Below are 26,575 nucleotides of genomic sequence, written 5' to 3' on the forward strand. Positions count from 1 at the left end.
GCGCACTGATCCACATCAAGGCCGGGCACCGAGATTGGTGCGATGATGCTGCGATGCATGCCGCATGGACCCGTCGCGCCATCCAGATCCTCGAGGCCGAAGCCCATCGCTCGGCCGATACGCATCTTATTCGCCTCGATCTGCCCGCCTTTCCCGGCATCCCCCTGTATCTGAAAGACGAGTCGGTCCACCCCACCGGCAGTCTCAAGCATCGCCTGGCCCGTTCGCTGTTCCTGTATGCCATCTGCAACGGGTGGCTGGATGCGGACCGCCCGGTGATCGAAGCCTCTAGCGGCAGCACGGCCATCTCCGAGGCCTATTTCGCCCGCCTGCTCGGCCTGCCGTTTTTTGCGGTGATGCCGCGCAGCACGTCGCGCGACAAGGTCGCGCAGATCGAATTTTTCGGCGGCCATTGCCATTTCATCGACGGCACCGATGTCTACGGCGCCGCGCAGGCGTTGGCCGTGGAACTGGATGGCCACTACATGGACCAGTTCACCTACGCCGAACGCGCCACCGACTGGCGCGGCAACAACAATATCGCCGAGTCGATCTTCCGCCAGATGCAAGGCGAGCCCGACACCGAGCCGCGCTGGATCGTGGTTCCCGCAGGCACCGGCGGTACCTCGGCCACGATCGGGCGTTATCTGCGCTACCGCTCGGCGCATCACGGACCGACCCGTCTCGCCGTGGTCGATCCGGAGTACTCGGTGTTCTACGACTACTACGTCAGCAGGGACGCAAGTCTGCAACTGACCAGGGGCACCCGCATCGAGGGTATCGGACGCCCGCGGGTCGAGCCGTCCTTTCTGCCTGACGTGATCGATTGCATGCTGCGTGTACCGGATGCTGCCTCGATCGCCGCACTGCGCGTGCTGGAGCAGTTGCTTGGCCGGCGCTGCGGTGGATCCACCGGCACCAGCCTGGTGGGCGCCCTGCAGCTGATGAGCGAACTCAAGGCCGCTGGCGAGCGCGGCCCCGTCGTCACGCTAATATGCGACGGCGGCGACCGCTATCGCGGCACCTGCTACAACGAGGACTGGATCCGGGCCGAAGGCCTGGACTTCGCGACCCAGCTGGCCCGGCTGCAAGCCATCGTGCACGAAGGCCGCTGGATCGACTAGCCATTCTTCCCCGTCACCGGTTAGCGCACTATCTTGTCGTCACTCTACCGCCGGAACGCCCCATGGCCCTGCTGCCTCCCATCGACCTGAAGCGCTGGATCGACGAACACCGGCACCTGCTCAAGCCGCCGGTGGGCAACCGCTGCATCGTGGATGGCGACTTTATCGTGATGATCGTCGGCGGGCCGAACTCGCGCACCGACTATCACTACGAAGAAGGCCCCGAGTTCTTCTACCAGCTGGAAGGCGAGATGGTGCTGAAGGTGCAGGATGACGGTGTGTCTCGCGACATTCCGATCCGGGCGGGCGAAATGTTCTACCTGCCGCCTTGCGTGCCGCACTCGCCGCAACGCCTGCCCAACTCGATTGGCCTGGTGATCGAACGCCAGCGCCTGGCCGGCGAGAAGGACGGCCTGATGTGGTTCTGCGAACGCTGCAACCACAAGCTGTACGAGGAGTATTTCACGCTGGACAGCATCGAGCACGATTTTCCGCCGGTGTTCGAGCGCTTTTATCGCTCGATCGATGCACGCACCTGTGAGAAATGCGGGCATCTGAACCCGGCTCCCGCGCGCTACGCCGACTGAGGCTGCGCCCGGCTGCATCGACTCATCCGCGCAACCGCCATTTGCGCGCCATGCGGCGCAATGAGGCATCGCTAGTCGGATCGTCGGCGATTTCATCAATCGATCGCCATGCCAGCGCATGCGATTCCTCGCTGAGCACGAACTGCTCGTTCGCTCCCGCGCGGACCACGAAACGCACGTCGTAATGCCAGTGCTCCGGTTCGTCGCCACGTGCGGGAATGCGGTGGCGATCGAGATCGAACGGCTCCGGCTGCACGCTCAGGTCATCCAGCCCGGACTCTTCCTCCGCCTCGCGCAAGGCCACGCGGGCCAGCTCGGTATCGCCATCGGCATGTCCGCCCAGTTGCAGCCAGCGACCCAGCTTGCGGTGATGGGTGAGCAGCACGCGCGCTCCGTCCGCACTGACCAGCCAGGCCGAGCCGGTGAAATGCGCATCGAGGGACGTCCTCTCGAATGCGTGCGGGCGGGTCGCCAGCAGCTCGACGAAATGCCGCGTGTCGTGCTCTTCCGGCCATTGCCGACCGTAATGTTGAAACTGCGCCAGCAGCACGCTCATGTGATGTCCCGGGCCCCTGCGGCGCCGCACCTTGGCGGGCGGCGGCCGCACATTATTTCAGACATTGCGCCGGGCACGCATGCGGGATCGTCCGCGCCCCTGCAGGCGCGCCCCGTCCTGCCCGCAGTGCAACTTGTACGCCCGCACCCCGCTGGGCTATGGTTCTCCGTCGTTGCCGGGGTAGCGACGAGCCAACCGTGACATCTGGCACGGTTATATGCGGTAAAGAACGAAAACAAGGCTGTAGGGGAGAGATATGCTGAAAAACCTGTTCGCGACGCACCCGATTCAGGCGTCGCCGCACGTCGATGCGGGCGAGCTGCCCCACGACAGCCTGCAAGGCGAAGCCAGCCTCAAGCGCGTGCTGACCGCGCGCCACCTGATCATGCTGGGCATTGGCGCCGTGATCGGTGCCGGTATCTTCGTCATCACAGGTCAGGCTGCTGCAGAGCACGCCGGTCCGGCCCTGGTCATCAGCTTCATCGTCGCGGGCATCGCCTGCGCCTTCGCGGGTCTCTGCTACGCCGAATTCGCCGCGATGATTCCGGTTTCCGGCAGCGCCTACGCGTACTCCTATGCCACCCTGGGCGAGATCGTCGCCTGGTTCATCGGCTGGAACCTGGTGCTCGAATACTTGTTCGCGGTCGCCACGGTGGCGGCGGGCTGGTCGGGCTATTTCAACGAATGCCTGTCCATCCTCAGTCATTGGACCGGCCTGTCGTTGTCGCTACCCCCAAGCCTGGCGTCCGCGCCGCTGGCGTTCATGGATAGCAGCCAGATCAACCACCTGATGGCCGGCCAGCAGATCCTGGCCAAGTTCTCCGAGCATTTCTACCTGGTCAGCACCAATACCATCATCAACCTGCCGGCCATCCTCATCGTGACCGCGCTGACGATGCTGTGCTATCGCGGCATCACCCAATCGACCTTTGTCAATTCGATCATCGTGGCGATCAAGGTGGTGGTGATCCTGCTGTTCCTGGTGTTCGCGTTCCGCTTCATCAATCCGGAAAACTGGCATCCGTTCATTCCGCCGGCGGAGGGTCCGGGCCGTTTCGGCACCAGCGGCATCTTCCGTGCTGCCGTGCTGGTGTTCTTCTCGTACGTTGGCTTCGACGCGGTGTCGACGGCGGCAGGCGAGGCGAAGAACCCGCAGCGCGACATGCCCATCGGCATCCTCGGTTCGCTGTTCATCTGCACCGTGCTGTATATCGCGATGGCCTTGACCCTCACCGGCATCGCGCCCTACCGCATGCTGGGCACGCCCGAACCGGTCGCCACGGCGCTGAGCATCCACCCGGAGCTCAACTGGCTGAAGGCGATCGTCTCCTTCGGCGCGCTGGCCGGCCTGAGCTCGGTGATCCTGGTGATGTTGCTGGGCACCTCGCGCATCTTCTTCAGCATGGCGAAGGATGGCCTGCTGCCGCCGACCATCTCGAAGGTGCATGCCAAGCACCGCACCCCGCACGTCGCCACCATCATCGCCGGCGTCGCCGCCCTGGTGCTGGCCGGCCTGTTCCCGGTAAGCATCCTCGGCGAACTGGTCTCGATGGGTACCCTGCTGGCCTTTACCACCGTATGCCTGGGCGTGCTGATCCTGCGCTATACGCGACCGGACCTGCCGCGCACGTTCCGCGTCCCCGGCATCTGGGTGGTCAGCGTGCTTGGCTCGGTGATCTGCCTGTATCTGTTCTGGCAGTCGTTCCAGGCCAACTGGCCGCTGATGCTCGGCTGGACCACGATCGGCATGCTGATCTACTTCGGCTATGGCTACGCGCATAGCAAATTGCGCAAGCAGAACGCCTGATTTTGCAGAAGGGCCGGCCTCGCGCCGGCCCTCTCGCTTTGATGTCCCGCGGCACCGCGCCGCGCTCCCGCCGCAATGTTTCGCCAGGTTGACGCATGCTGAAGCAGTTACTCGCCCGTAAGACCGACTTCTCGGATGCCGACGACTCCCACGGCCCAGCGCTGCGACGCACGCTAGGCAAATGGGGGGTTACCGCACTGGGTATCGGCGCCGTGATCGGCACCGGCATCTTCGTCGTGACGGGCCAGGCAGCCGCCGAGCATGCGGGCCCTGCCGTGCTGATCTCGTTCATCCTGGCGGCGATCTGCAGCGGCTTCACCGCGCTGTGCTATGCCGAATTCGCCACCTTGATTCCGATTTCGGGCAGCTCCTATTCCTACGCCTACGCCACGCTGGGCGAAATGGTCGCCTGGTTCATCGGCTGGAACATGGTGCTCGAGTACGGCATCTCGGCTTCCGCGGTAGCAGCTAGCTGGACGGGTTATTTCACCAGCCTGCTGGACAATATCGGCATCCATCTGCCGCAGACGCTGACCGAAGCGCCGCTGGCCTATACCAATGGGCATCTCGTCGCCACCGGACACCTGTTCAACCTGCCTGCGGTCGCCATCGTGGCCGCACTGACCTGGTTGTGCTACGTCGGCATTCGCGAATCGTCCGGCCTCAACGTGCTGATGGTGGCGCTCAAGGTCGGCCTGATCATCGTGGTGGTGGTGGCTGGCTACCGCTACGTCGATCCGGCCAACTGGCATCCGTTCATCCCGCCGGCCGAAGGGGCCGGCAAATATGGCTGGTCCGGCATCATGCGCGGCGCGGCCATGGTGTTCTTTGCCTATATCGGTTTCGAGGCCACTTCGACGGCAGCGCAGGAGTGCAAGAATCCCCAAAAGGACTTGCCGTTCGGCACCCTGGTGTCGCTGGTGATCTGCACCGTGCTCTATCTGGCCATGGCGGCGGTGTTGACGGGCCTTATCTCCTACACCCAGCTGGGCACCAGCGAGCCGGTGGTCACGGCGATCCGCGTGCATCCTGAACTCGGTTGGCTGCGCTGGATCGTCGAGATCGGCGCGCTGATTGGCCTGTCGTCGGTGATCCTGGTGATGATCATCGCGCAGCCGCGCATATTCATGGTGATGTCGCGTGACGGGCTGTTGCCGCCTGTGTTCGGTCGCATCCATCCCCGTCATCGCACGCCGCATATCAATACGCTGATCACCGGCACCGGCATCGCCCTGCTCGCGGCCATCTTCCCGCTCGACCTGCTGGCCGATCTCACCTCGATGGGCACCCTGATCGCCTTCGTCGCGGTGTGCACGGGCGTGCTGGTCCTGCGCTATACGGCCCCCGAGCTGCATCGCGGCTTCCGCGTGCCGTGGGCATGGGTCATCTGCCCGGCCGGCGTGCTCAGCTGTCTGGCCCTGCTGTACTTCATGGACTGGTTCAACTGGGTCCTGATGATCGCCTGGACGGTGGGCGGCTTCGCGATCTATTTCGGCTACGGCATGCGCCACAGCCGGTTGCGCGCCCAGCTGAATCCGTAACCAAGGCTCATTGCCCGCCAACGGCGGGCAATTCCTTCGAACGTCAGGGAACGGGCTGTTCAGGTCCCAAGGGATGAATAGTCAGCCTGGCGTGGTGATTCGTGATGCAAAGTCTCGAATACTACTGTAACTCATTGTATTTATTTAATTTAACGAGACTTTTTCGATAATTTTTTTGGCCGTGGAGGCCCCAAGACCGCTGGCCGGGAGTATCATCTGTGCTCCGTGGGTATATCACTTGGCAGTGGGCCCCGGATTGCCGCCCGGCGCGTCAGGCGGGTCAGCTCCTCGGCCTGACGCGTCTGGGCAGCATCTTCTACTCACCGAGTTCTTCGGTTGGAGTTGCCCTTCAGTGAATTCAAAAAGCCTCGCGCATTCGCGCGAAGCTGCACGCGTCGGTGACGGCATCAGAAAAAGCAAAGGCCGGCACCAAGGCCGGCCTTGCAAAGCTCCAACGCGCAGCGAACGATCAGGCTTTCTTGACGGCGTGCGAGACGCACCAACCGTTGGCACTGACGGACTTGCCCGGGAACAGTTGGCACGGACCGAAACCGGTGGGGCCGCCGGTGAAGAACTGGCAGTTGGCACAGGTGTCGCCGGGCTTGCGCTTGGGATCGGTGCTCTTGCTGGCATCCTCGACGTAACCGAGTGCCTTGGCTGTCGGATCCGTATCAGACAGGTGCGGCAAGTCGGCAGCGCGTGCGAAACGCGGCAGGCCACCGATCACGACGGCAGCGGCAGCAGTCCCTGCAGCAGCCTTGAGAAAACGACGACGCGATTCGATATCTTTTTCATGCGACATGGCTGAACTCTCCGTCAAGTGAAACACCCTTAATCCACCACGCCTGCGGCGGATCTCACCCGAATGCTACTCGCTCAAAAAAAGCATCGTGAGAACGAATCGCATTTTCGCCGCACCGCACAAAACAGCCGTGTTATAGTGCCCCTTCATTTGGACGTCCATTCGCCATGAGCCAGGTTCTTCCCGCCACCATTTCGCCCGAGCTGTTTGCCCAGCGCGCCGATGCCATCGCCGACGCTGCGCGCGAGCTCGCCGCTGCCGGCTGGACCCCGGCGACCAGCAGCAACTTCTCCATGCGCATCGACGACGATCACGCGGCCATCACGATTTCGGGCCGCGACAAGGGTCGCCTCGGTCGTGACGACATCATGCTGATCGACATGCAGGGCCAGGCCGTTGGCACCTCGGCGCGACCCAGTGCGGAAACCGACCTGCATACGCAGATTTATCGCCGCTGGCCGGAGATGAACGTCGTACTGCATACCCATTCGCGCACGCAGAGCGTCGCTTCCCGCCTGTTCGCCCACGAGGGTGTGGTGACGCTGGCGGGCTGGGAATTGCAGAAGGCCATCGCCGGCCAGACCACGCATGACAGCGAGCTGGCGATTCCGGTATTCCCCAACACGCAGCACATGCCTGAACTGGTGGCGCAGGTCGATGCCTGGCTGGACAGTGGCCGACCGCTGCACGCTTATCTGATCAACGGCCACGGGATCTATACCTGGGGTCGCGACATGGCCGAGACACGCCGCCATCTGGAAGCGCTGGAATTCCTGCTTGGCTGCGAAATGGACCTGAGGAGTCATTCCGTATGAGCCGCCTGCGCATCTTCAACGACACCCAGCCGCAAGCGCCCTTGTCGGTACATACCGATCACGCGGACATCGCCCACGAGCTGGCCAAGGTCGGCGTGCGCTTCGAACAATGGGAAGCCAGCCAGCCGATCGCCCCGGGCGCCAGCCAGGACGAGGTTATTGCGGCGTATCGCGCGGATATCGATCGCCTGATGGCGGAGGAAGGCTACCAGGCGGTCGATGTGATCAGCCTCAAGCCGGACCACCCGGATCGCGCCACCCTGCGTCAGAAGTTCCTCAGCGAGCACACCCATAGCGAGGACGAAGTGCGCTTCTTCGTGGCGGGCGCCGGCCAGTTCACGCTCCATCTGGAAGGCAAGGTCTACGACATCCTGTGCGAGCAGGGCGACCTGATCGGCGTGCCGGATGGCACCCGCCACTGGTTCGACATGAGCGAATCGCCGTATTTCGTGGCGATCCGGCTGTTCACCAACAAGGACGGCTGGGTGGCCCAGTTCACCGGCGAGGATATCGCCGAACGGTTCCCCCGCATGACGCCGCACGCCACGGCCTGAGGCCTGCGTCGCAGGCGCTACGGTAGGCGGCGACCGTGGTGGCGGGTAAGCTTGTGGCCCCCGCTCCCTGGTTCTCCGCATGACCGTTATCCGCGCCATCCTCACCGATATCGAAGGCACCACCAGCTCGATCAGCTTCGTCAAGGACGTGCTGTTTCCGTATGCGCACAAGCGCCTGCCGGCGTTCGTGGAAACCCATGGCGATACGCCGGAAGTGCAGCACTGGCTGCACGAGGCCGCCAAGGAGGCAGGCATCGTCGAGGCGCCCCGGCAGGAGGTGATCGAATTGCTGCTGGGCTGGATCGACCAGGACCGCAAGTCCACGGCGCTGAAGGCGCTGCAAGGGATGATCTGGAAGGACGGCTACGAAGGCGGTGATTTTCGCGCCCACATGTATCCGGAAGTTGGCGCAAAACTGCATGCCTGGCGTGCCGACGGCCTTCACCTCTACATCTACTCCTCCGGCTCGGTGCCGGCGCAGAAGCTGTTCTTCCGCTACAGCGAGGCCGGTGACCTGAGCCCCCTGCTGTCCGGTTACTTCGACACCGAAACCGGTCCCAAGCGAGAACAGGCCTCGTACGAGAAGATCGCCGCGGCCATCGGCGAGCAGCCCGGGCATATCCTGTTTCTCTCCGACATCGTGGAAGAGCTTGATGCCGCCAGGGCTGCCGGCTTGCGCACGGGCTGGCTGCTGCGCGCTCCCCTGGCGATACCCGACATGCCGCGCCATCCCGCTTATGCTGACTTCGACGCCATCGTCCTCTGACCTCCGCGCGAGCCTCTGCCATGCGTACCGCACTCACCGCCCTGCTCGCCTTCGCTGCCGGGGTCTTGCTCATGCTGGGGATTGCGCACCATGCGCCCGCCCCCGCCAAGCCGGCCGACGGTAACAGTACCGTCACCGCAGTGCGCTCCGCGCCCGCTCCCGCCACCACCACAGCGGCCGGTGATGACGGCAGCGACGCCGCCGACGCCACCGACAACTGGCCAAGCAAGGCGCCATCGCCGGAGCAGGTGATCTATGGCCAGCACGACATGCTGCAAAAGGCGCTGGCGCGCCTGGGGCCGCGCGTCGCTGGCCGCCCCAATCTTTACGTGCTGGCCTTCGGCGCCGACGGTGGCGAGGACGTGTTCCGCAACGAAGCCGAGTACGCCGCCAAGCTTTTCCCGGAGCGCTTCGGTGCTGGCACCCATGTGCTGGTGTTGGAAAACAATCCGAATTCGCTGGAGAAGCACCCGCTGGCCAGCTGGAGCAACCTGGAGGCTGCGCTGGACGGCCTCGCCGACGTGATGAAGCCGGATGAGGACATCCTGCTGGTTTACCTCACGACGCACGGCGGTGAAGACCACAGCCTGCTGGTCGACATGGACCCATTGCCGCTGGACCAGATCGCGGCGCCGGACCTGGGCGATATTCTGAAGAAGCGTCCCTTCAAGTGGAAAGTGGTCGTGGTCAATGCCTGCTATTCCGGCGGTTTCGTACCGACCCTGCACGGCCCTGGCACGCTCGTGCTCACCGCGGCGCGCGCCGATCGCAGCTCGTTTGGTTGCGGCTCCGATTCGGACATCACCTATTTCGGTCGCGCCTGGCTGGTCGATGCGCTGAATCGAACCCCGGATTTCATGGAGGCGTTCAAGCAGGCCGCCGGTGAAATTGCGCAATGGGAACAGAAGGACAAGCTCACTCCCTCCGAACCACAGATGGACGTCGGTGCCGGCATCGCCGATCAACTGGCGCTATGGCGCAAGCACATCACGCCGGGTCCTGCCGTGGCGTTCAAGCCGGCGCCGTCGTCAGCACCGCCGGCGGGCCCGAGCGCGCCGCACTGATCCGATCAGGCGTGCACGCGGTGCGCTGCGTGCCAGAGCCAGCGCTCTTCACTGATCGTCGCGCCGCTCGCGTCACGCGGAAACAGCACGGCGCTGCGCGGCGCTACCCGTAGCTCCATGCCTGCATGCAGTCCAAGGCGGGATAGATCCTCGCTGGCTACGTCGGCTTCCAGCGCCTGGTCCAGGGCGGGCACGTGCAGATCGAGGTGGGCCACGCTGCCCGCCAGGTAGATATGACGCAAGCGGGCCTCCCATGCGGGCTGCGACGGAGCGACCGCCACACGTAATTGTTCGGGCCGCACATACGCCTGCGCCTCGGCAAATCGTCCCTCCCACGGGTCACCATCCGGTGTCCAGCCACCGGCAGCGAAGCCCTCGCCGTTCCGCGTCACCGTGAATCGATTGACCTTGCCGATGAACTCGCACACGAACGGCGTGGCCGGCTGCTGATAGATGATTTCCGGCGCCCCCACCTGCTCGATGCGTCCGTGGTTCATCACCGCCACGCGGTCGGCCAGTTCGAGCGCCTCTTCCTGGTCGTGGGTGACGAAGACCGTGGTGAGCTGCAGCTCTTCGTGCAACTCACGCAGCCAGCGCCGCAACGTCACTCGCACCTGGGCGTCCAGCGCGCCAAACGGTTCGTCCAGCAGCAGCAAGTCCGGCTCCACGGCCAGGGCGCGCGCCAACGCGACGCGCTGGCGCTGACCACCCGACAACTGCGACGGGTAGCGGCCGCCAAAATCCTCCAGTTGCACGCGCTTGAGCAGGCGCTCTACCCGACCGCGTATGTCGGCGCGCGACGGGCGCGACCGCCATGAGCGTACGCGCAAGCCAAACGCGATGTTCTCGGTGACCGTGAGATGGCGAAACAACGCATAGTGCTGGAACACCATGCCGATCCGGCGCTGCCTCGCCGGGGTGGCGAGGAAGTCCTCCTCGCCGTTGAAGACCGTACCGCTGTCCGGGTAGTCCAGGCCAGCCAGAATGCGCAGCAGGGTCGTCTTGCCCGAGCCCGAGGGGCCGAGCAGGGCCAGAAACTCACCGGGCGCAATCGTCAGGCTGACGTCGTTCAACGCCGCAAACTCGGTGAAACGGCGGTTCAGATGGGACAGTTGCAGCGGCATCGGTTGTCCTCAGTGACCGCCGGGCGCGTGCGCGGCAATTTCGTCGCCATAGCGCCACTCCAGCAAGGTCTTGGCTGCCAGCGTGATCAGCGCCAGCAGGGCCAACAGCGAAGCCACGGCAAACGCACCCACGTAGTCGTATTCGTTATAGCGCATCTCCACTTCCAACGGCATGGTGGTGGTGAGGCCACGGATATGGCCCGACACCACGGAGACGGCGCCGAACTCACCCATTGCACGCGCATTGCACAGCAGCACGCCATACAGCAGCGCCCAGCGGATATTGGGCAAGGTCACGCGAAAGAACATCTGCCAACCGCTCGCGCCAAGCACGCGCGCCGCCTGCTCCTCTTCGCTTCCTTGCGCCTGCATCAGCGGTATCAATTCGCGGGCGACGAAGGGCAAGGTAACGAAGATGGTCGCCAGCACCAATCCCGGCACGGCGAAGATGATCTTCACGCCATGGGCATCGAGCCACGGCCCGAACCAGCCTTGCGCGCCGAACAGCAGCACGTAGACCAGGCCCGAGATCACCGGCGAGACGGAGAACGGCAGGTCGATCAAGGCACCCAACAGCGCCTTGCCGCGAAATTCGAAACGCGTCATCGCCCAGGCCGCCGCAATGCCGAAGATCAGGTTGAGCGGTACGGCGATGGCCGCCACGATCAGGGTCAGCCGAATCGCCGCCAGCGCCTCCGGCTGTTTGATCGCAACCACATAGGCGGCGATGCCCTGGCGAAACGCCTCCACGAAAACCGTCGCCAACGGCAGTAGCAGGAACAGCACCAGAAAGACCAGCGCGACCAGGATCAAGCCGCCGTGCGCAAGACGCCGCGGCCAGCCGACGGGACGGGAACGCAAGGGCGCCGTCATCGCGTGCGCTCCGCCCAGCGGCCGCTCCAGCGCTGCAGCAGCGACACCATCACCAGCAGCGCAAACGACAGCAGCAGCATCACCGCGCCGAGCGCGGCGGCTCCCGCGTAATCGAACTGTTCAAGCTTCTGCACGATCAACAGCGGCGCAATTTCCGAGTGCATCGGTAGATTGCCGGCAATGAAAATCACCGAGCCATACTCGCCCATCGCCCGCGCCAGGGCCAGCGCAAAGCCGGTCAACAGGGTCGGCGCCAACATCGGCAGGATGACCCGGAAAAACGTCTGCCAGCGCTGGGCGCCAAGGCTCTCCGCGGCCTCTTCCACGTCACGTTCCAGCGACGCCAGCACCGGCTGCAGGGTCCGCACGACGAACGGAAAGCCGACGAACACCATCGCCACGAAGACGCCGAGCGGCGTATAGGCCACCTTGATGCCCAGCGGTTCCAGCCACTGGCCGAGCCAGCCGTTCGGCGCGTACAGCGTGCTCAGCGCAATGCCCGCCACCGCAGTGGGCAAGGCAAACGGCAGGTCGACCAGCGCATCAAACAGCCGCCGCCCGGGAAAGCGATAACGCACCAGCACCCAGCCCACCAGCAATCCGATCACCACATTGAACAATGCCGCCAGCAAGGCGCCGCCGATACTCAGGCGCAGCGCCGCCAGCGTGCGCGGCGCGCCGAGCAGATGGGTCAAGCCCGCGATGCCGATGCCCGACGCCTTCCAGCCCAGCGCCGCCAGCGGCAGCAACACGATCAGCCCCAGGTATGCCAGCGCATAGCCGAGGCTGATGCCGAACCCAGGAAGAACCCGGTGCCGCATGGCGCTTAGTTTCCCGTGCCGATCTGGTCGAAGATGGCGCCTTCGTCGAAGAATTTCTTCTGCGCCTGACGCCAGTCGCCAAACACTTCCTGGATGGTGAAGGTTTGAGTCGCCGGAAATTGACTGGCGTATTGCTTCGCCACATCCGCCGAACGGGGGCGATAGAAATTCCTGGCGGCGATCTCCTGCCCTTGCGGCGAATACAGGAACTGGGCGTAGGCCTCGGCCACCGCACGCGAATCGCGCTTGTCCACATTCTTGTCGACCACGGCGACCGGCGGCTCGGCCAGGATGGTGATCGATGGCACCACGATCTGGATGGCGTCTCCGCCCACCTGCTTGCGCGCGAGCAGCGCCTCGTCTTCCCAGGCAATCAACACGTCGCCGATGCCGCGCTGGACAAAGGTGTTGGTGGCGCCACGCGCACCGGTATCGAGCACCGGCACATGCTTGTAGAGATCGTGCACGAACGCCCTTGCGGTGGCGTCGCTGCCACCGGGTTGCTTGAGCGCATAGCCCCAGGCGGCCAGGAAATTCCAGCGCGCGCCACCGGACGATTTCGGATTCGGGGTGATCACCTGCACCCCGGGCCGGACCAGGTCCGCCCAGTCCTTGATGCCCTTGGGGTTACCCTTGCGCACCAGAAAGACAATCGTGGACGTATACGGCGACGCGTTGTTCGGCAGCCGTTGCTGCCAGTCCTTGGCGATCAGGCCACGATCGGCGATGGCGTCGATATCGTAGGCCAGGGCCAGCGTGACGATATCCGCCGGCAAGCCGTCCACCACCGAGCGCGCCTGCTTGCCCGAGCCACCATGCGACATCTGGATCGTGACATTGTCGCCATGCTGCGCTTTCCACTGCGCGACGAAGGCGCTGTTGATCTGACGATAGAGTTCGCGCGTGGGATCGTAGGACACGTTGAGCAGGGTGACATCCCTGGCTGCCGCAGCCGCGCTCACCAGCATGCCTGCGGCGAGCAACAACACGGTGAAGAATTTCTTCATGACGCCTCCTGCGGATGAACGAACAGCCAGATTACCGTCGGGCCTCGACGAGGCGAAATCGCAATATGGCATGACCTCATGTCGGCGCCTTGAGCGAGGTCATCCCGCCAGCCACCGGCATCAGCCGTTGTGGCTGTCGCCCACGCTTTCTTGCGCAGCCGCGCGCTGCGCGGAAAACTGTGCCGCAAGGCGATGGGCGGCGATTCTTATCTCGGGCATCGCCGTACACTCCCACAGATTTCCCCGCAACAGCGAACCGATCGCATACAAACCTTGTTGCGGCTCGCCGGAGGCGCCAAGCAGTTGCCCATCGCCCGTGGCGAGCACGCCGAGCTGAAGCGGGTCGGCAACGGCCAGCCCATCGCGCAGCAGCTGCGCCAGCAGATCGTGGGCGCCGTAGGCAACCGCCGTGTCCAGTCCCGTCGCCTGTATCACCAGGTCGGCCTCCAAGGTGCTGACCAGTTGCGTCGCGCGCTCGCGCAAGGCGACCTGCAACGGCGCTGATCCCTCCACCCCAAGCACGCGGGCGGCATGGACCTGCAGGCGCCCTTCCTCCTGCAGTTGCTGCACGAGCTGGCCCGATGCGGGCGCCATGCGATGCCGCGAGGCCTCCCAGATCCAGCGCGCGTGCCGCAGGAACTGCCGCCGCTGATCGTTGCTCAAGCCCTGCCACAGCAAGGCATTGATCGGGCGCATGCCGTCGATCACGCTGCGCCAGTCGACGTCTGGCACGTCCTCCATGGCCTTGCGCACGAGGCGCAGCATGGGCGCCACACCATCGCACGCAAGCAAGGCCTGGTTGAGTTCCTGCTGCCGCGGACAGGACGCCAACGGCAAGGGCGCATGCGTACATGGCAACAGTCCATGCCGCGATACGGCAACGAGCTCGGCGTTTGGCCATTGCATCGACGCCGACAGCAAGGTGTCCACCGCGGTCAATCCCGTACCGATCACCAGTACCCGGCGCGGCGCCTTCGCATGGCGCTCCAGTCGCCAGGGATCGAGTTCATACGCACCGCTGGACAACGCCGCCCGCGATACCGTCCGTAGAGGTCGCTGCGCAAGCGCACCGACCGCAAGCACGACCTGGCTGACTTCGAGCCATCGATCCGCACGGATGCGCACCGCATAACCCCCTTCGGTGCGGCGCAGGATCTCGCTCGCACTCTCCGGGTGAATCCTGAAACTGCGCCCTGCCTTGCGCGCGGCATCGATGCGTGCGCCGACCTGGGCCTGGATGAAATCCCCGAACAATCGCCGCGGCAGAAAATCGGTGCCCTTCACTTGCCCAAGCTGCCGCGAGGCGTGCTGGATGAATTCCTCGCCCTGCTCCAGGAAGATGCCCATGCTCGACGCCCGCACGTTGAGCAGGTGCCGGTCGTCGCGGGTGGCATAGGCCACGCCACGCCCTGGTGTTTCCGGGCCAACGATCCAGTGCACCGTGCCGCCATGGCATTGCGCCAGCAACTCGCCGAAAGCCGCCGCTCCCGCGGCACCACCACCAATCACAGCGATATCTGCCATACAACGTTCCTCGTGTCGCGGACGCGGAGTCGCGCGGTCTGCGAAGGCAGCTCGCTTGCTCCACGCCGTGCAGGACTGCTCAGCTGAAAGAGGGATTCATACCGCAACAACGGACGACGCACCCAACGCCTGGGAGGGCACTCACGACCTGGCGCCCGCGAACCTGGTGCGCGCGTACCAGTACGAAACGGGCCGATGCGACCCGCATGACGCTACCCCGACGCGTGACTGTGCCTGATGCAGAATCAAACACAGTCCCTGTTAAGGCGGCGCTAGCCATTCGTCGTCGCTAGCAGGACCGACATGCCCTGAAGGTTATGACGCCGCCCGCTCCGCGTGGCGCTCGGCCAGCACGGCGGCGACATCGCCCAGGCCCAGTCCGCGGGCGCGCAGCGTCACAAGCAGGTGAAAGATCAGATCGGCGGATTCGCCAAGCAAGGCGGCATCGTCCTGCGCGACCGCGGCAAGTGCGGTCTCCACCCCTTCTTCACCTACCTTCTGAGCCATGCGGCGAATGCCGCCTTCAAACAGCCTGGTCGTGTAGCTGCCCGACGGGCGTTCGGCATGGCGGCGCGCGACCAGTGCATCGAGTTGGGCCAGGAATCCCAGCGGCGGCGTCACGTCGTCGCCAAAACAGCTGCTGGTGCCTTTGTGGCAGGTCGGTCCATGCGGCTCGGCGAGCACCAGCACGGTGTCGGCATCGCAGTCGGCGCGCACGGACTTCAGCACCAGCACATGGCCGGAAGTCTCCCCCTTGGTCCACAAGCGCTGCTTGCTGCGACTGAAGAATGTGACGCGCCCCGTCGCCAGCGTGGTCGTCAATGCCTGCGCATTCATATAGCCAAGCATCAGCACTTCGCCGCTCAGCCAGTGCTGGACGACGACAGGCAGCAGGCCATCGCCTTTGGCCCAATCGAGCTGGGCGGGGTCGAAGTTGATCGGGTCCATCGGCATTTCCTCGTGAGGAAGAACGGGTGACGCGCGGCACACCGGGCGCGTTGACGCTGCGACTCAGTGTGCGCCCGGCGCCGCTGACCGCTCCTGGCATCGGATGACGGCACCTTGCTCGGCCAGCCACTGCTTGAGCGTGGGTATGGCGATGGCGCCTGAGTGGAAGACGCTGGCGGCCAGGGCGCCGTCGACATCGGCCTGCGCGAAGGCGTCACGAAAATGCTCGGGCGCACCGGCGCCACCGGAAGCGATCAAGGGCACCTGGCAGATCGCGCGTACGGCCGCCAGCTGCTCCAGATCGTAGCCCTGGCGAACGCCGTCGCTGCCCATGCAATTGAGGACGATTTCGCCGGCACCGCGTTGTTGCGCTTCGCTGACCCAATCCAGGGTGCGGCGGGCCAGCGCCTGGGTCCTGGACGGATCGCCGGTGTACTGGCGCACTCGCCATTCGCCATCCGCATCGCGCAAGCTATCGATGCCGACGACGACGCATTGCACGCCAAACGCCGCCGCAAGCTCGTCGATCAGTTGCGGACGCTCAAGCGCCGGCGAGTTCACCGAAATCTTGTCGGCCCCCGCATGCAGCACGGCACGCGCATCCTCGGTGCTGCGGATACCACCCGCCACGCAGAACGGTATGTCGATTTCCCGCGCTACCCGCTCGACCCAGGCCCGGTCGACGCTGCGCCCTTCGGGGCTGGCCGTGATGTCGTAGAACACCAGCTCGTCGGCGCCTTCATCGCGATATCGCAGGGCCAGCTCAACAATCTCGCCCATCACCACGTGATCGCGAAAGCGAACGCCCTTCACGACCTGGCCGTCGCGCACGTCCAGGCAGGGAATGATGCGACGGCTCAGCATGCCAGTGCCTCGGCAACGGAGAAACGGCCTTCCAACAAGGCCCGACCAAGGATCACGCCGCGCGCACCCGCTTCGCGCGCTGCGCGAATATCGTCGAGCGAGCGTACGCCGCCCGATGCCTGCACGGCGAGCGATGGCACGGCGCCGGCAAGGTAGCGATAAAGATCGAGATTGAAGCCGCCCAGCATGCCGTCGCGCTGGATATCGGTGCATAGCAGATGCTTCGCGCCACGCGCGGCATACCAGGGTGCAAGCTCGTCGAGCGTGCGCGATTCCGCTTCGGTCCAGCCCGCGCTGGGCAGCGTCCATGCGCCATCCTTTGGCAGCGTGTCGAGCGCGAGCGTGAAGCGCTCAACGCCATAGGACGCGAGCCAGGCAGCGACCAGGTCCGGTTCGCGTATGGCCAGACTGCCCAGCACCACGCGCGCTACGCCGGCATCGAACAGACGCCTGACGTCCGCTTCGGCGCGCACGCCGCCGCCGGCCTGCACGCGCATGCCGTCAGCGGCAATGGCCTCGATCACCGAGAGGTTGTCGAGGCTGCCGCCACGTGCACCGTCCAGGTCCACCAGATGCAGCCAGTGCGCCCCGGCCTCGGCGTAGCTGCGCGCCAATGCGCGCGGATCGAAGTCGTAGGTGGTTTGCTGGGCGTAATCGCCCTGCTTCAGCCGCACGACGCGGCCGCTGCGCAGGTCGATCGCCGGGATGACGGTAAAAGTCATAGTTCGAGAAAGTTCTTCAGCAGGCGTGCGCCGACCTTGGCCGAACGCTCCGGGTGGAACTGCATACCGTGGAAATTGTTGCGCGCAATGACCGCGGCGAATTCACCGCCGTAGTTCGTCGTCGCGAGCGCATAGTCGCCATGGGGTACGGCATAGCTGTGGACGAAATAGGCCCAGTCCTGCTCACCGAGACCCGCCAGCAAGGCATGCTCTCGCTGCCGTTGCAGGCGATTCCAGCCCATGTGCGGCACCCGCAATCCAGGCTGCTCGACAAAGCGGCGGACACTAGCCGGCACCACGCCCAGGCAGTCGACATCGCCCTCCTCCGAGCGCTCGCACAGCAGCTGCATGCCCAGGCATACGCCCAACACCGGCTGGGTCAGCGAGCGCATCAAGTCGACCAGGCCAAGCTCGCGCAAGCGGGCCATGCCAGGGGCAGCCGCGCCGACGCCGGGCAGGATCACCTTGTCGGCGGCGCGAATCGCCGCGGCATCCGAGGTCAGCGCGGCATCGACACCGAGTCGCTGCAACGCATAGCGCACCGAGCCGATATTGGTGCCGCCGGCATCCACTAGGACCACGCTCATTACAGCGCTCCCTTGGTGCTCGGCAGCTCGTTGCCCTCTCGCCGGATGGCCAGGCGCAAGGCGCGCGCCACCACCTTGAAGCAGGCCTCGACCATATGGTGGGCGTTGTCGCCGCGTACCTTCAGGTGCAGGTTGGCACCCAGGGTTTCGCTCAGCGACCGGAAGAAGTGCGGGACCAGCTCGGTCGGCACGTCACCCACGCGCTCACGCGGAAACGCACCGTCGAACACGAAGTACGGGCGCCCGGAAAGATCCAGCGCCGCGCTGGCCTGCGCCTCGTCCATCGGCAAGGTGAAGTCATGCTGGCCCTGCAGCGTGGTTTCCTGCCGCGGCAGGTCTCCCGGCTCGAAGCCGTAGCGACCGATGCCGCGCTTGTCGCCCAGCGCCTGCTTCAAGGCCTGGCCCAGCGCCAGGCCACAGTCCTCGATGGTGTGGTGCTCATCGATCTCGGTGTCGCCGTCGCAGCGCAGCGCCAGCGCGAAACCGCCGTGCTTGCCGATCTGCTCCAGCATGTGATCGAAGAAGCCGAGGCCGGTATGGATCTGCGGCTCGGCAGTCTTGTCCAGGTTCACGCTCACGGTGATGCGCGTTTCCCGCGTGTTGCGCTCCACCGTCGCCATGCGCGGTGCATCGAGCAACTGGTGCACGATTTCGTTCCAGCTCGAGCCGTGCGCTCCCACCTTGAAGCCGCGCACGCCCATGTTCGCGGCGAACTGCAGGTCGGTGTCGCGATCGCCCACCATGGCGGATGCGGCACGACTCCAGCCATCGTCGGCCAGGTAGTGGCGCAGCATGCCGATGCCCGGCTTGCGGGTGTCCTTGCGCTCGTGCAGGAAGCTGCGGTCGATCAGCACTTCGCGAACGCGGATGCCCTGGGATTCGAGGATGCGCATGAGCAGCTCGTGCGGCCCGACGAAATGCGCCTCGGGAAAACTGTCCGTGCCCAGGCCGTCCTGATTGGTCACCATCACCAGCTCGTAGCCCGCCGCCACGCAGCGCTGCAAGGCCGCAATGACGCCGGGCAGCAAGGCAAATTTTTCGTAGCTGTCGATCTGGAAGTCGTCAGGCTCCTCGATCAGGCAGCCGTCGCGATCGATAAAGAGAATCTTGCGGCTCATGCAAATACGTCCTGCAGTGCGGTAAGAACACCATCGTTCTCCTCCGGCGTACCGATAGTGATGCGCAGCGCATCGCCCAACTGGGCATAGCGGCGTACGTCGCGCACCACGATGCCGGCGCTCAGCAAGCGCTGGTACACGGCAGCGGCATCATCGAAGCGCACGGCCAGGAAATTGGCGTGGGATGGCAATACCTGGCGAACACCGGGGAGCGCGGCCAGCGCCGCCGCCATGCGCTGACGCTGCTGTCGCACGACCTGGATATGCTCGCGAGCCTTCGCCTGGCCGGGTTCGGAAAGCGCTTGTAGCGCGAGATCCACACAGGGAAGCGGCAATGGATACGGCGGCATGATCCGGCGTAGCAAGCCGATGACTTCCTCGTTCGCCAGCAGGCTGCCGATGCGCACGCCGGCCAGCGCCCAGGCCTTGGACAGCGTGCGCAGGACGGCGAGGTTGTCGTGCCGATCGATCAGGCCGGCCACGCTGATGGCGTCGGAAAACTCGTTATAGGCCTCGTCCACCACCAGCAGCGCCCGACCGGCGAGCGCCTGCGCGAGGCGCACTACGTCGTCGTGCGCCACCAGCTGTCCGGTAGGATTGTTGGGCGTGCAGACGAACACCAGCTTGACCGCAGGCGTCAACGCAGCCAGCAGCGCATCCACGTCGAGCGTGAATGACGGGCTCAGGGGGACTTCCACCACGGCGGCATTCTGGATGCGCGCGCACACCGCATACATGCCGAAGGTGGGTGGCTGGATCGCGATGGCATCCTCACCCGCGCGACAGAAGGCGCGCACCAGCAAATCGATGGCTTCATCACTGCCACGTCCCACCAGCACTTGGCTCGAACGCACGCCATAGAGCGAGGCCAGGGCCTCTAGCAAGGCCTGCGGCTGCGGATCCGGATAGCGATTGCAGCCCAGGCCATGGTCGCCCGGTGGCGCCCAGGCCGACTCGTTCGCGTTGAGCATGATCTTGCCGCCGCCGGCTTCCATGCGCGCAGACGAGTACGGTTGCATGGCGCGGATCTCCGCGCGCGCCAGCTCCAGCACGCTCATGCCGCATCCTCCAGCGCAGCCAGGCGCAAGGTCACGGCCCGGCGGTGTGCCTCCAGTTGTTCGGCGGCGGCCAGCGTAGCCGTACACGGCCCGATGGCACGCAGCCCGTCCGGCGAAACTTCCTGCACGGTGATCTGTTTCTGGTAACTGGCCACCGACACACCGCTATAGCTGCGTGCGTAACCATAGGTCGGCAAAACGTGATTACTGCCACTGCAGTAGTCGCCCACCGATTCGGGCGTCCACGCGCCCAGGAAAACCGAACCGGCGCTTTCGATGCCATCAAGCAGTTCGCGCGCCTCGTTCACCTGCAGGATCAGGTGTTCGGGCGCATAACGATTGCTCACCTCTACTGCCTGCGCCAGCGAAGCCACGGCGATAAGCCGGCTCTGCGCAAGCGCCTGCTCGGCAATTTCCGCGCGCGGCAGCGCCGCACATTGACGCAGCACCTCCGCCTCGACCGCATCGAGCATCGTCGCCGACGGGCTCAACAGGATCACCTGGGAGTCAGGCCCGTGTTCGGCCTGCGACAGCAGGTCGGCCGCCACAAAGGCCGGATTGGCCGCGGCATCCGCAATCACCAGCACTTCCGACGGGCCGGCCGGCATGTCGATGGCGGCGCCGTCCGGATCCGCGGACACCTGCAACTTCGCTTCGGTGACCCAGGCATTGCCCGGACCGAACAGCTTGTCGCACTTGGGCACCGATGCGGTGCCATACGCCATGGCTGCGATGGCTTGTGCACCACCCAGCTTGAACACCTTGTGCACGCCGTTGCTCCGCGCCGCATAAAGCACGGCTTCGTCGCAACCACCATCGGCCCGGGCCGGCGAACACAGTACGACCTCGCGGCAGCCGGCGATGCGCGCCGGCACACCCAGCATCAGTGCGGTGGAAGGCAGTGGCGCGCTACCGGCCGGCACATACAGGCCGACCCGGCCGACCGGGCGCAGCACGCGCTCCACGCGCACACCGGTCGCCGTATCCAGCGTGACGGGCATGGGCGCGGCGGCGCGATGGAACGCCTCGATGCGCGCCGCTGCCTCGTCGATCGCCGCTTTCAGTGCCGGCGCCAGCGTTGCTTCGGCGGCGCGAAATTCCTCTTCCGTGACCTCGATGGCCTCGAGCGTGCAGCGGTCGAAGCGCGCGCTGAGTTCGCGCAGCGCGTCGTCGCCATCCGCGCGCACGCGCGCAATGATCTGTTCGACGCCGCTGCGCAGGCTGTCCGCGCGCGATTGCGCTGGTCGGGCCAGCGCCGCGCGTTGGCCCGCGCCATCCAGGGAATTCCAGTCCAGGCGGTTCATGCTCTCGTACCTCTCGCTTCCGCCCGCATCACGCAAGCATCTTCTCGACCGGCAGCACGAACATTTCGCGTGCGCCCGCCTTCTTGATTTCTTCCAACTGCCGCCAGCTCACCTCGCCTGCGCACAGCGCCTGCAGCATCAGCTGGTCGGGCTGGCCGGCCACCGGCAACAGGGTTGGCTGCGGGCCACCGGGCAACAGGCGGATGACGGCATCGAGCGCCCCGCGTGAGGTCTGCAGCAGGAGCAGGCGCGACTCGCGCACCTGGATCACGCCATCCAGGCGCTTGAGCAGCAACTCGATCAGGTCGCCGCGCTCATCGGCCGGCAGCGTTTGCGGGCCCGCCAGCACGGCTTCGCTTTCCAGCAGCACTTCTGTCTCGCGCAATTGATTCGCCACCAGGGTGCCGCCGCTTTGCACCAGGTCGCAGATGGCATCGGCCGTGCCCAGGCGTGGCGCGATCTCCACCGAGCCGGCCAGGGTGACCACACCGGCCTGCACGCCGCGCGTGCGCAGCCACTCGCCCAGCAGGCCGGGATAGGAAGTAGCAATGCGCTGGCCATTCAATTGGACCGCATCGTGATAGTCGAGCTCCTGCGGCACCGCAATCGACAAGCGGCAACGCCCGAAGCCCAGCGGGCGCCATTCGGACAAGGCAGCACCTTCGCGACCGGCGGTGAGCTGGTATTCGCCGAGCACGTTGCGCCCCACGATGCCCAGATCGCATACGCCCTGCGCGATCAACCCCGGGATATCGTCGTCGCGTACCAGCAGCAGGTCGACCGGTTCGCCTTCGCCGAAGCAGAACAACTTGTCCCGGCTCTGACGAAACGTCAGGCCACAGCGACTGAGCAGTTCCAGCGCGGGCTCGGTGAGCCGGCCGGATTTCTGCATCGCGATACGCAATCTGTCCCGCGGTTTCATGCTTTTGCCTTCTTGCTGGCCGCGCGACGACGGGCGGCACGGGCTCCTGCGGCGAGATAGCCGCCACTGCCCTGATTGATGTACCGCGCGACGCGGCCGATGGTGGTGATGCTTACGGCCGTGCGCTCGTGAATCTCGCGATAGGACACACCGTCGAGGAGGTACGGCACCACGCGCCAGCGGTCGATCATCACCTCGAGCTCGGCCGGCGTGCACAGGTCATGCAGGAACGCAGACATTTCGTCGGCATTCTTCAGCGACAGCAAGGCCTCGCACAAGCTGAGCTCGGCGGACTCTGCCGGAGTTTCGGGATCGATCGATCGACGCTTCATAATGTACTAATGCGTTAATACAGTGGAGCGCATCATACGCAGGTTGGCGCGCCGCAGCAAGACGCGCCGAATGCCCTCCCCGGCGCGACTCAGGCTGGCGTACCGCCGCATCCAGAGATCGCCGGCATGGCGGATACGGGCGTCACGACTACACCGGATCCATCTCTGCACAGCTGAGACTGGAATTTGTGCGGCCGCCTTCGGTCAGATTCTGACCCGCGCGCCATTCCCATCGACGCGCCCGCTACCGCTCCCTGCCCGGCATCTGTCACATAGGGCGCCCAATGCCCAGGCTGTTCAATGCCTTGGCGTATCCTGTTTGAAGGGCACAAGTCTTGCTTTTGATCTGGATGGGCATTCCCACAGCCGTTGCCACTGGTCGAAATTCAATGGAAACAAAGGCACTCACTCCGCTGAACAAGATTCTGGATCTGCTGCTGGACGCCATCTGCGTGGTCGATGTCGAGGGGCGCTACGTCTTCGTGAGCGCGGCGTTTGAGCGCATCTTTGGCTACACGGCCGACGAGGTCATCGGCAGACGCATGATCGAGCTGGTACATCCCGAGGATCGCGAGATCACTTTGCGGACGGCTGCGCAGATCATGGCCGGGCATCACCAGTCGCACTTCCATAACCGCTACATTCGCAAGAATGGCGAAATCGTCCACATCATGTGGTCGGCGCGCTGGTCGGAAGCCGATCAGGTGAGAATCGCCGTCGCTCGCGACATTACCGAGCTCAGGCGCGGTGAATCGATGCGCTCGGCACTGCACGCGATTTCCGAGGCCGCTCATGCGGCAGACAGCCTGCACGCCTTGTTCGAGCAGGTGCACCGAATCATCGGCGAGCTGCTGCCGGCCGGCAATTTTCTGGTCGCCCTGCTCGACCGCAAGCGCGGCGAGATCAGCTTTCCGTATGTCGTCGACGAACGGGTGGACGAGCTCGACCCGCAGCCCCTGGATGCCGACACCCTGATTGCCCAGGTCATCCGCACCGGCCAGACGGCGCTCCAGGACGCTTCCGCGCATCCCGCCCTGCTGCCGGATGGCAGCCCCAGCGCCGACGACAAAGCGACGCATTGGCTGGGCGTCCCCTTGAACGCCAAGGACGGCACGATCGGCGCGCTGGCCGTGAAGAGTTATTCGGACACTACACGCTATAGCGAAGCGGACCAGGAGCTGCTGCAGTTCGTTTCCACCCAGATCGCCGCAGCCATTGCGCGCAAGCTGACGGAGGCACGACTTCATCACCTGGCGCAGCACGACTCGTTGACCGATCTGCCGAATCGCGAACTCTTCTATCGCCAGTTCGACACCGCGCTGGACAACGCCAGACGCCACCAAAGCCACATAGCCCTGCTATACATCGACCTGGACCGATTCAAGCAGGTCAACGACAACTTCGGACACCACATTGGCGATCTGCTGCTTTGCGAGGTTGCGGTCCGCATCCGTCGCTGCCTGCGCGAATGCGATGTCGTCGGGCGCGTTGGCGGCGACGAGTTTGTGGTCCTGCTCAGCGCGATCCAGTCGCCCAGCCAGGGCCTGGACGTCGCCGAAAGAATCCGCGAGGCGCTGGGCGCGCCCTTCCAGCTCGCGAACCAGTGCATTCGCATATCAACCAGCATTGGCGTGGCCAACTACCCCGCGCATAGCGAGGATGCCGACCTGCTTACGAAAGCCGCCGACCATGCGATGTATCACGCCAAGAAAGAGGGCGGCAATCGAGCCTTGATCGCGACACTCCCCGATTCCGCGCAAGGCCCGCAGGCCGACTTTGAGCAAGCCCCGTAACCGCGGCGCGCCAGGCACTGAAGTCCCGGCCGACGCAAGACCTGACTCAGGTCACTTCCACTGATAGGCCGCGGCGCGCACGACGCGACTGCGCGCCTTGGCCGAGAGCGCCGGAAATGACTGCTCCAGGGCAAGTTCTGCGGCAGCAGATCCTTCCGGTACGGATCCATCCGACCAGTGGCGCTCGTTGCAACCTTCCGACCAGATCGCAGTAATCAGGGAACGCTCGTCGTCCGCAAGCCGCTCGATCGAGACCACGCTGTCATAGAACATCCATGGCCGGGCCCAATCGGTATAGGCCTCGATCACGGCGTTGATTTGCGAAAACTGACCCATACGGCTTAGCTCGCTCAACAGAGTAAAAAGCAGCGTATCACCGAAAGCCAAAGCCGTGCCGGCACGGCGGGCCTGGAGGCATGGCCAGCATGAGCCCACCCTGCACGATCGGGGTGCCTGGAAGGACCCATCAGAACGTGTCGGCTGCAGGACTCGGCGTGCCGGCAGTGGCGCCGGTTTAAGGCTACGCGATATCTTTGTCGGTGTTCAGAGCTGCGTTCGTGCGTCTTTGCCGAGGGCCATGCGCCATGCTGAAAGAATTCAGCCAGACCGTCCTGCTGCTCGTCACGGGTCTATTCCCGATCATCAACCCGCCTGCATCGGCACTCATCGTATTGAGCCTGATGCCGCACGCCACGCCAGCCGAACGCGCCGAACTCGCCTGGCGCATCACCACCAACAGCTTCGCCATCCTGCTGGGCTCGCTGGTGATTGGCGCCTACGTGCTGTCCTTTTTCGGCATTTCCATTCCGGTGCTGCGGGTGGCGGGAGGCCTGGTGATCGGCATCGCCGGCTGGAACCTGCTGCAAAAGCCGGATGAAGAGGAGAGCGACGACGAAACCCAGGCACTGAACGCGCGCAAGAGCGACAGCTCGCTGGCCTCCAGGGCGTTCTACCCGTTGACGCTTCCGCTCACCGTGGGCCCCGGCTCGATCGCCGTGGCGATTGCGCTAGGCACGGGCACGCCCAGGGAAGGTCCTTCCGCGGGACACTTCCTGGGGGTGGGCGCGGCGCTCATCATTCTTTGCGCGAGCATCTATGTCTGCGTGCGCTTCGCCGGGGATCTGGAACGACTGCTTGGCACGGTTGGCACCCAGGTCGCCATGCGGCTGTTTGCCTTTGTGATCTTCTGCATCGGCGTGCAGCTGTTCTGGCTTGGCCTGGCGGAGTTGCTCGCCTCCGTCCCGTTGAAGTGAGTGCTGCGTCCGTGTGTGCACGCGACGCGTGCGACACCGTGTCTCACCGGGGGCGTGCCCGTCCGACTCGTGTTAGATTGTGGCGCTGAATACGCACTCGCGCCTTGGGAATTCTGGTGCTTCAACGAAGGGCCCCTCGTCAATTCGTAGCCTGGCTGGCGATGCTGGCCATGCTGCTTATTGTGGTGATGCCGGCCATTTCGCGCAGCCTGCCGATGCCGGGATCCATGCACGGCCTGGACGACGGCTGCCCCCACCATCTGGCGGAAACCGGGCACCCGGCATCGCCCGATGGTCCCGCTGACTCCACCGAACGCTGCGGCTACTGCGTCCTGCTTAACCACAACTCGCTGCTTGCCTCGGGCAAGGTGCTGCACCTGCTGCCGGCGGCTCCCAGCATGGCCGTTCACGTGCTGGCCAAGGCGGATGACGCCTACGCCTCACCGATTCTCAGCGCCCATCCCCGCGGACCGCCGCTGATCGGCTAACGGCCTGCAGGCCTCAAGGCGGCATGCTTGCCGCCTGCGTCCATACATCATTCGAGCGAGTACCCGCCTGCGGGTGCCGTGCCGCGCTGCCGAGCGCCGCATGCGGCACGCCCTGCCCGGGCGCAGCCGAGACCACCTACGCGCGACCACGCTGGTCGCCAGCTATCCATGGAATTCCCGTTCATGCGCGCCATGAATTCGACAAGCACGTCTCCCCAGCA

At 64.9% G+C, this 26,575-nt stretch carries 28 protein-coding genes; 11 read left to right on the forward strand and 17 right to left on the reverse strand.

Going from position 1 to position 26,575, the window contains the following annotated elements:
• Window positions 1-53 precede the first annotated feature (53 nt).
• Together OUZ49_RS09270 and OUZ49_RS09275 are read left to right on the forward strand one after the other, a co-directional pair.
• Complete coding sequence (locus OUZ49_RS09270; protein ID WP_266150082.1) at window positions 54-1,124, forward strand: PLP-dependent cysteine synthase family protein; 1,071 nt, start codon at window positions 54-56, stop codon at window positions 1,122-1,124.
• A gap of 62 nt (window positions 1,125-1,186) precedes the next feature.
• A complete protein-coding gene (locus tag OUZ49_RS09275) occupies window positions 1,187-1,711 on the forward strand; it encodes a 3-hydroxyanthranilate 3,4-dioxygenase (RefSeq protein ID WP_266150083.1) in 525 nt (174 codons plus the stop codon).
• Between the two features lie 22 nt (window positions 1,712-1,733).
• Here OUZ49_RS09275 and OUZ49_RS09280 read toward each other — a convergent pair whose 3' ends face one another.
• The gene (locus OUZ49_RS09280; protein ID WP_266150084.1) at window positions 1,734-2,267 is read right to left on the reverse strand and encodes an NUDIX hydrolase; all 534 of its coding nucleotides are present in this window, start codon (window positions 2,265-2,267) and stop codon (window positions 1,734-1,736) included.
• Between the two features lie 256 nt (window positions 2,268-2,523).
• Here OUZ49_RS09280 and OUZ49_RS09285 point away from each other — a divergent pair, with 256 nt between their 5' ends.
• Both OUZ49_RS09285 and OUZ49_RS09290 read left to right on the forward strand, forming a co-directional pair.
• Window positions 2,524-4,074, forward strand: a complete 1,551-nt coding sequence (locus OUZ49_RS09285) for an APC family permease (RefSeq protein WP_266150085.1) — start codon at window positions 2,524-2,526, stop codon at window positions 4,072-4,074.
• Between the two features lie 95 nt (window positions 4,075-4,169).
• Window positions 4,170-5,615, forward strand: a complete 1,446-nt coding sequence (locus tag OUZ49_RS09290) for an amino acid permease (RefSeq protein WP_266150086.1) — start codon at window positions 4,170-4,172, stop codon at window positions 5,613-5,615.
• A gap of 469 nt (window positions 5,616-6,084) precedes the next feature.
• Here the strand turns inward: OUZ49_RS09290 and OUZ49_RS09295 are convergent, their stop codons facing one another.
• Window positions 6,085-6,417 (reverse strand): high-potential iron-sulfur protein, encoded by a 333-nt coding sequence (locus OUZ49_RS09295; RefSeq protein WP_266150087.1) that lies wholly within the window; start codon window positions 6,415-6,417, stop codon window positions 6,085-6,087.
• A gap of 167 nt (window positions 6,418-6,584) precedes the next feature.
• Between OUZ49_RS09295 and OUZ49_RS09300 the strand changes: the two genes are divergently transcribed.
• From OUZ49_RS09300 to OUZ49_RS09315, 4 genes are all read left to right on the forward strand, one after another.
• A complete protein-coding gene (locus tag OUZ49_RS09300) occupies window positions 6,585-7,232 on the forward strand; it encodes a methylthioribulose 1-phosphate dehydratase (protein ID WP_266150088.1) in 648 nt (215 codons plus the stop codon).
• Window positions 7,229-7,786 (forward strand): 1,2-dihydroxy-3-keto-5-methylthiopentene dioxygenase, encoded by a 558-nt coding sequence (locus tag OUZ49_RS09305; protein ID WP_266150089.1) that lies wholly within the window; start codon window positions 7,229-7,231, stop codon window positions 7,784-7,786. The genes OUZ49_RS09300 and OUZ49_RS09305 overlap by 4 nt, the downstream gene beginning before the upstream one ends.
• Before the next feature lie 79 nt (window positions 7,787-7,865).
• Entirely contained in the window at window positions 7,866-8,552 is a 687-nt protein-coding gene (gene mtnC / locus OUZ49_RS09310; RefSeq protein WP_266150090.1) for an acireductone synthase, read from the forward strand.
• Window positions 8,553-8,572: 20 nt separating this feature from the next.
• The gene (locus OUZ49_RS09315) at window positions 8,573-9,616 is read left to right on the forward strand and encodes a C13 family peptidase (RefSeq protein ID WP_266150091.1); all 1,044 of its coding nucleotides are present in this window, start codon (window positions 8,573-8,575) and stop codon (window positions 9,614-9,616) included.
• 5 nt (window positions 9,617-9,621) lie between these two features.
• Here OUZ49_RS09315 and OUZ49_RS09320 read toward each other — a convergent pair whose 3' ends face one another.
• The 14 genes from OUZ49_RS09320 to OUZ49_RS09385 all read right to left on the reverse strand — a co-directional run bounded on the left by OUZ49_RS09320 (window position 9,622) and on the right by OUZ49_RS09385 (window position 22,820).
• Complete coding sequence (locus OUZ49_RS09320) at window positions 9,622-10,740, reverse strand: sulfate/molybdate ABC transporter ATP-binding protein (protein ID WP_266150092.1); 1,119 nt, start codon at window positions 10,738-10,740, stop codon at window positions 9,622-9,624.
• A 9-nt stretch (window positions 10,741-10,749) separates the two neighbouring features.
• Window positions 10,750-11,613 (reverse strand): sulfate ABC transporter permease subunit CysW, encoded by an 864-nt coding sequence (gene cysW / locus OUZ49_RS09325; RefSeq protein ID WP_266150094.1) that lies wholly within the window; start codon window positions 11,611-11,613, stop codon window positions 10,750-10,752.
• Window positions 11,610-12,434, reverse strand: coding sequence for a sulfate ABC transporter permease subunit CysT (cysT, locus tag OUZ49_RS09330; protein ID WP_266150096.1), 825 nt, complete (start codon window positions 12,432-12,434; stop codon window positions 11,610-11,612). The genes cysW and cysT overlap by 4 nt, the downstream gene beginning before the upstream one ends.
• Before the next feature lie 5 nt (window positions 12,435-12,439).
• Window positions 12,440-13,441 (reverse strand): sulfate ABC transporter substrate-binding protein, encoded by a 1,002-nt coding sequence (locus OUZ49_RS09335; protein ID WP_266150098.1) that lies wholly within the window; start codon window positions 13,439-13,441, stop codon window positions 12,440-12,442.
• A 120-nt stretch (window positions 13,442-13,561) separates the two neighbouring features.
• Window positions 13,562-14,965, reverse strand: a complete 1,404-nt coding sequence (locus OUZ49_RS09340; RefSeq protein ID WP_266150099.1) for an FAD/NAD(P)-binding protein — start codon at window positions 14,963-14,965, stop codon at window positions 13,562-13,564.
• A 315-nt stretch (window positions 14,966-15,280) separates the two neighbouring features.
• Window positions 15,281-15,913: a bifunctional phosphoribosyl-AMP cyclohydrolase/phosphoribosyl-ATP diphosphatase HisIE gene (gene hisIE / locus OUZ49_RS09345; RefSeq protein ID WP_266150100.1), complete on the reverse strand. Its 633-nt coding sequence runs from the start codon at window positions 15,911-15,913 to the stop codon at window positions 15,281-15,283.
• A 63-nt stretch (window positions 15,914-15,976) separates the two neighbouring features.
• A complete protein-coding gene (gene hisF / locus OUZ49_RS09350) occupies window positions 15,977-16,777 on the reverse strand; it encodes an imidazole glycerol phosphate synthase subunit HisF (RefSeq protein ID WP_266150101.1) in 801 nt (266 codons plus the stop codon).
• A complete protein-coding gene (hisA, locus tag OUZ49_RS09355; RefSeq protein ID WP_266150102.1) occupies window positions 16,771-17,499 on the reverse strand; it encodes a 1-(5-phosphoribosyl)-5-[(5-phosphoribosylamino)methylideneamino]imidazole-4-carboxamide isomerase in 729 nt (242 codons plus the stop codon). Before hisA ends, hisF begins: the two co-directional genes overlap by 7 nt.
• Window positions 17,496-18,086 (reverse strand): imidazole glycerol phosphate synthase subunit HisH, encoded by a 591-nt coding sequence (hisH, locus tag OUZ49_RS09360; protein WP_266150103.1) that lies wholly within the window; start codon window positions 18,084-18,086, stop codon window positions 17,496-17,498. The genes hisA and hisH overlap by 4 nt, the downstream gene beginning before the upstream one ends.
• Window positions 18,086-19,204 carry a bifunctional histidinol-phosphatase/imidazoleglycerol-phosphate dehydratase HisB gene (gene hisB / locus OUZ49_RS09365; RefSeq protein ID WP_266150104.1) on the reverse strand — a complete coding sequence of 373 codons (1,119 nt, stop codon included), beginning with the start codon at window positions 19,202-19,204 and terminating at the stop codon, window positions 18,086-18,088. Before hisB ends, hisH begins: the two co-directional genes overlap by 1 nt.
• Window positions 19,201-20,262 carry a histidinol-phosphate transaminase gene (gene hisC / locus OUZ49_RS09370; RefSeq protein ID WP_266150106.1) on the reverse strand — a complete coding sequence of 354 codons (1,062 nt, stop codon included), beginning with the start codon at window positions 20,260-20,262 and terminating at the stop codon, window positions 19,201-19,203. The genes hisB and hisC overlap by 4 nt, the downstream gene beginning before the upstream one ends.
• Entirely contained in the window at window positions 20,259-21,566 is a 1,308-nt protein-coding gene (gene hisD / locus OUZ49_RS09375) for a histidinol dehydrogenase (RefSeq protein WP_266150107.1), read from the reverse strand. The genes hisC and hisD overlap by 4 nt, the downstream gene beginning before the upstream one ends.
• 28 nt (window positions 21,567-21,594) lie before the next feature.
• The gene (gene hisG, locus OUZ49_RS09380; protein ID WP_266150108.1) at window positions 21,595-22,488 is read right to left on the reverse strand and encodes an ATP phosphoribosyltransferase; all 894 of its coding nucleotides are present in this window, start codon (window positions 22,486-22,488) and stop codon (window positions 21,595-21,597) included.
• On the reverse strand, window positions 22,485-22,820 hold the full coding sequence (locus OUZ49_RS09385) for a YerC/YecD family TrpR-related protein (protein ID WP_266150111.1): 336 nt from the start codon (window positions 22,818-22,820) through the stop codon (window positions 22,485-22,487). Before OUZ49_RS09385 ends, hisG begins: the two co-directional genes overlap by 4 nt.
• Before the next feature lie 389 nt (window positions 22,821-23,209).
• Here OUZ49_RS09385 and OUZ49_RS09390 point away from each other — a divergent pair, with 389 nt between their 5' ends.
• Window positions 23,210-24,613: a sensor domain-containing protein gene (locus OUZ49_RS09390; RefSeq protein ID WP_266150112.1), complete on the forward strand. Its 1,404-nt coding sequence runs from the start codon at window positions 23,210-23,212 to the stop codon at window positions 24,611-24,613.
• Window positions 24,614-24,664: 51 nt separating this feature from the next.
• On the opposite strand, the gene OUZ49_RS09395 is transcribed toward OUZ49_RS09390, so the two are convergent.
• On the reverse strand, window positions 24,665-24,949 hold the full coding sequence (locus OUZ49_RS09395) for a hypothetical protein (RefSeq protein ID WP_266150113.1): 285 nt from the start codon (window positions 24,947-24,949) through the stop codon (window positions 24,665-24,667).
• 248 nt (window positions 24,950-25,197) lie between these two features.
• On the opposite strand from OUZ49_RS09395, the gene OUZ49_RS09400 reads away from it, so the two are divergent.
• Both OUZ49_RS09400 and OUZ49_RS09405 read left to right on the forward strand, forming a co-directional pair.
• Complete coding sequence (locus OUZ49_RS09400; RefSeq protein WP_266150114.1) at window positions 25,198-25,866, forward strand: MarC family protein; 669 nt, start codon at window positions 25,198-25,200, stop codon at window positions 25,864-25,866.
• A gap of 161 nt (window positions 25,867-26,027) precedes the next feature.
• Window positions 26,028-26,354, forward strand: coding sequence for a DUF2946 domain-containing protein (locus OUZ49_RS09405; protein ID WP_266150424.1), 327 nt, complete (start codon window positions 26,028-26,030; stop codon window positions 26,352-26,354).
• The last annotated feature ends 221 nt before the right edge of the window (window positions 26,355-26,575 follow it).

The sequence above is a fragment of the Dyella halodurans genome, from assembly GCF_026283925.1.
Lineage (GTDB): Bacteria > Pseudomonadota > Gammaproteobacteria > Xanthomonadales > Rhodanobacteraceae > Dyella > Dyella halodurans.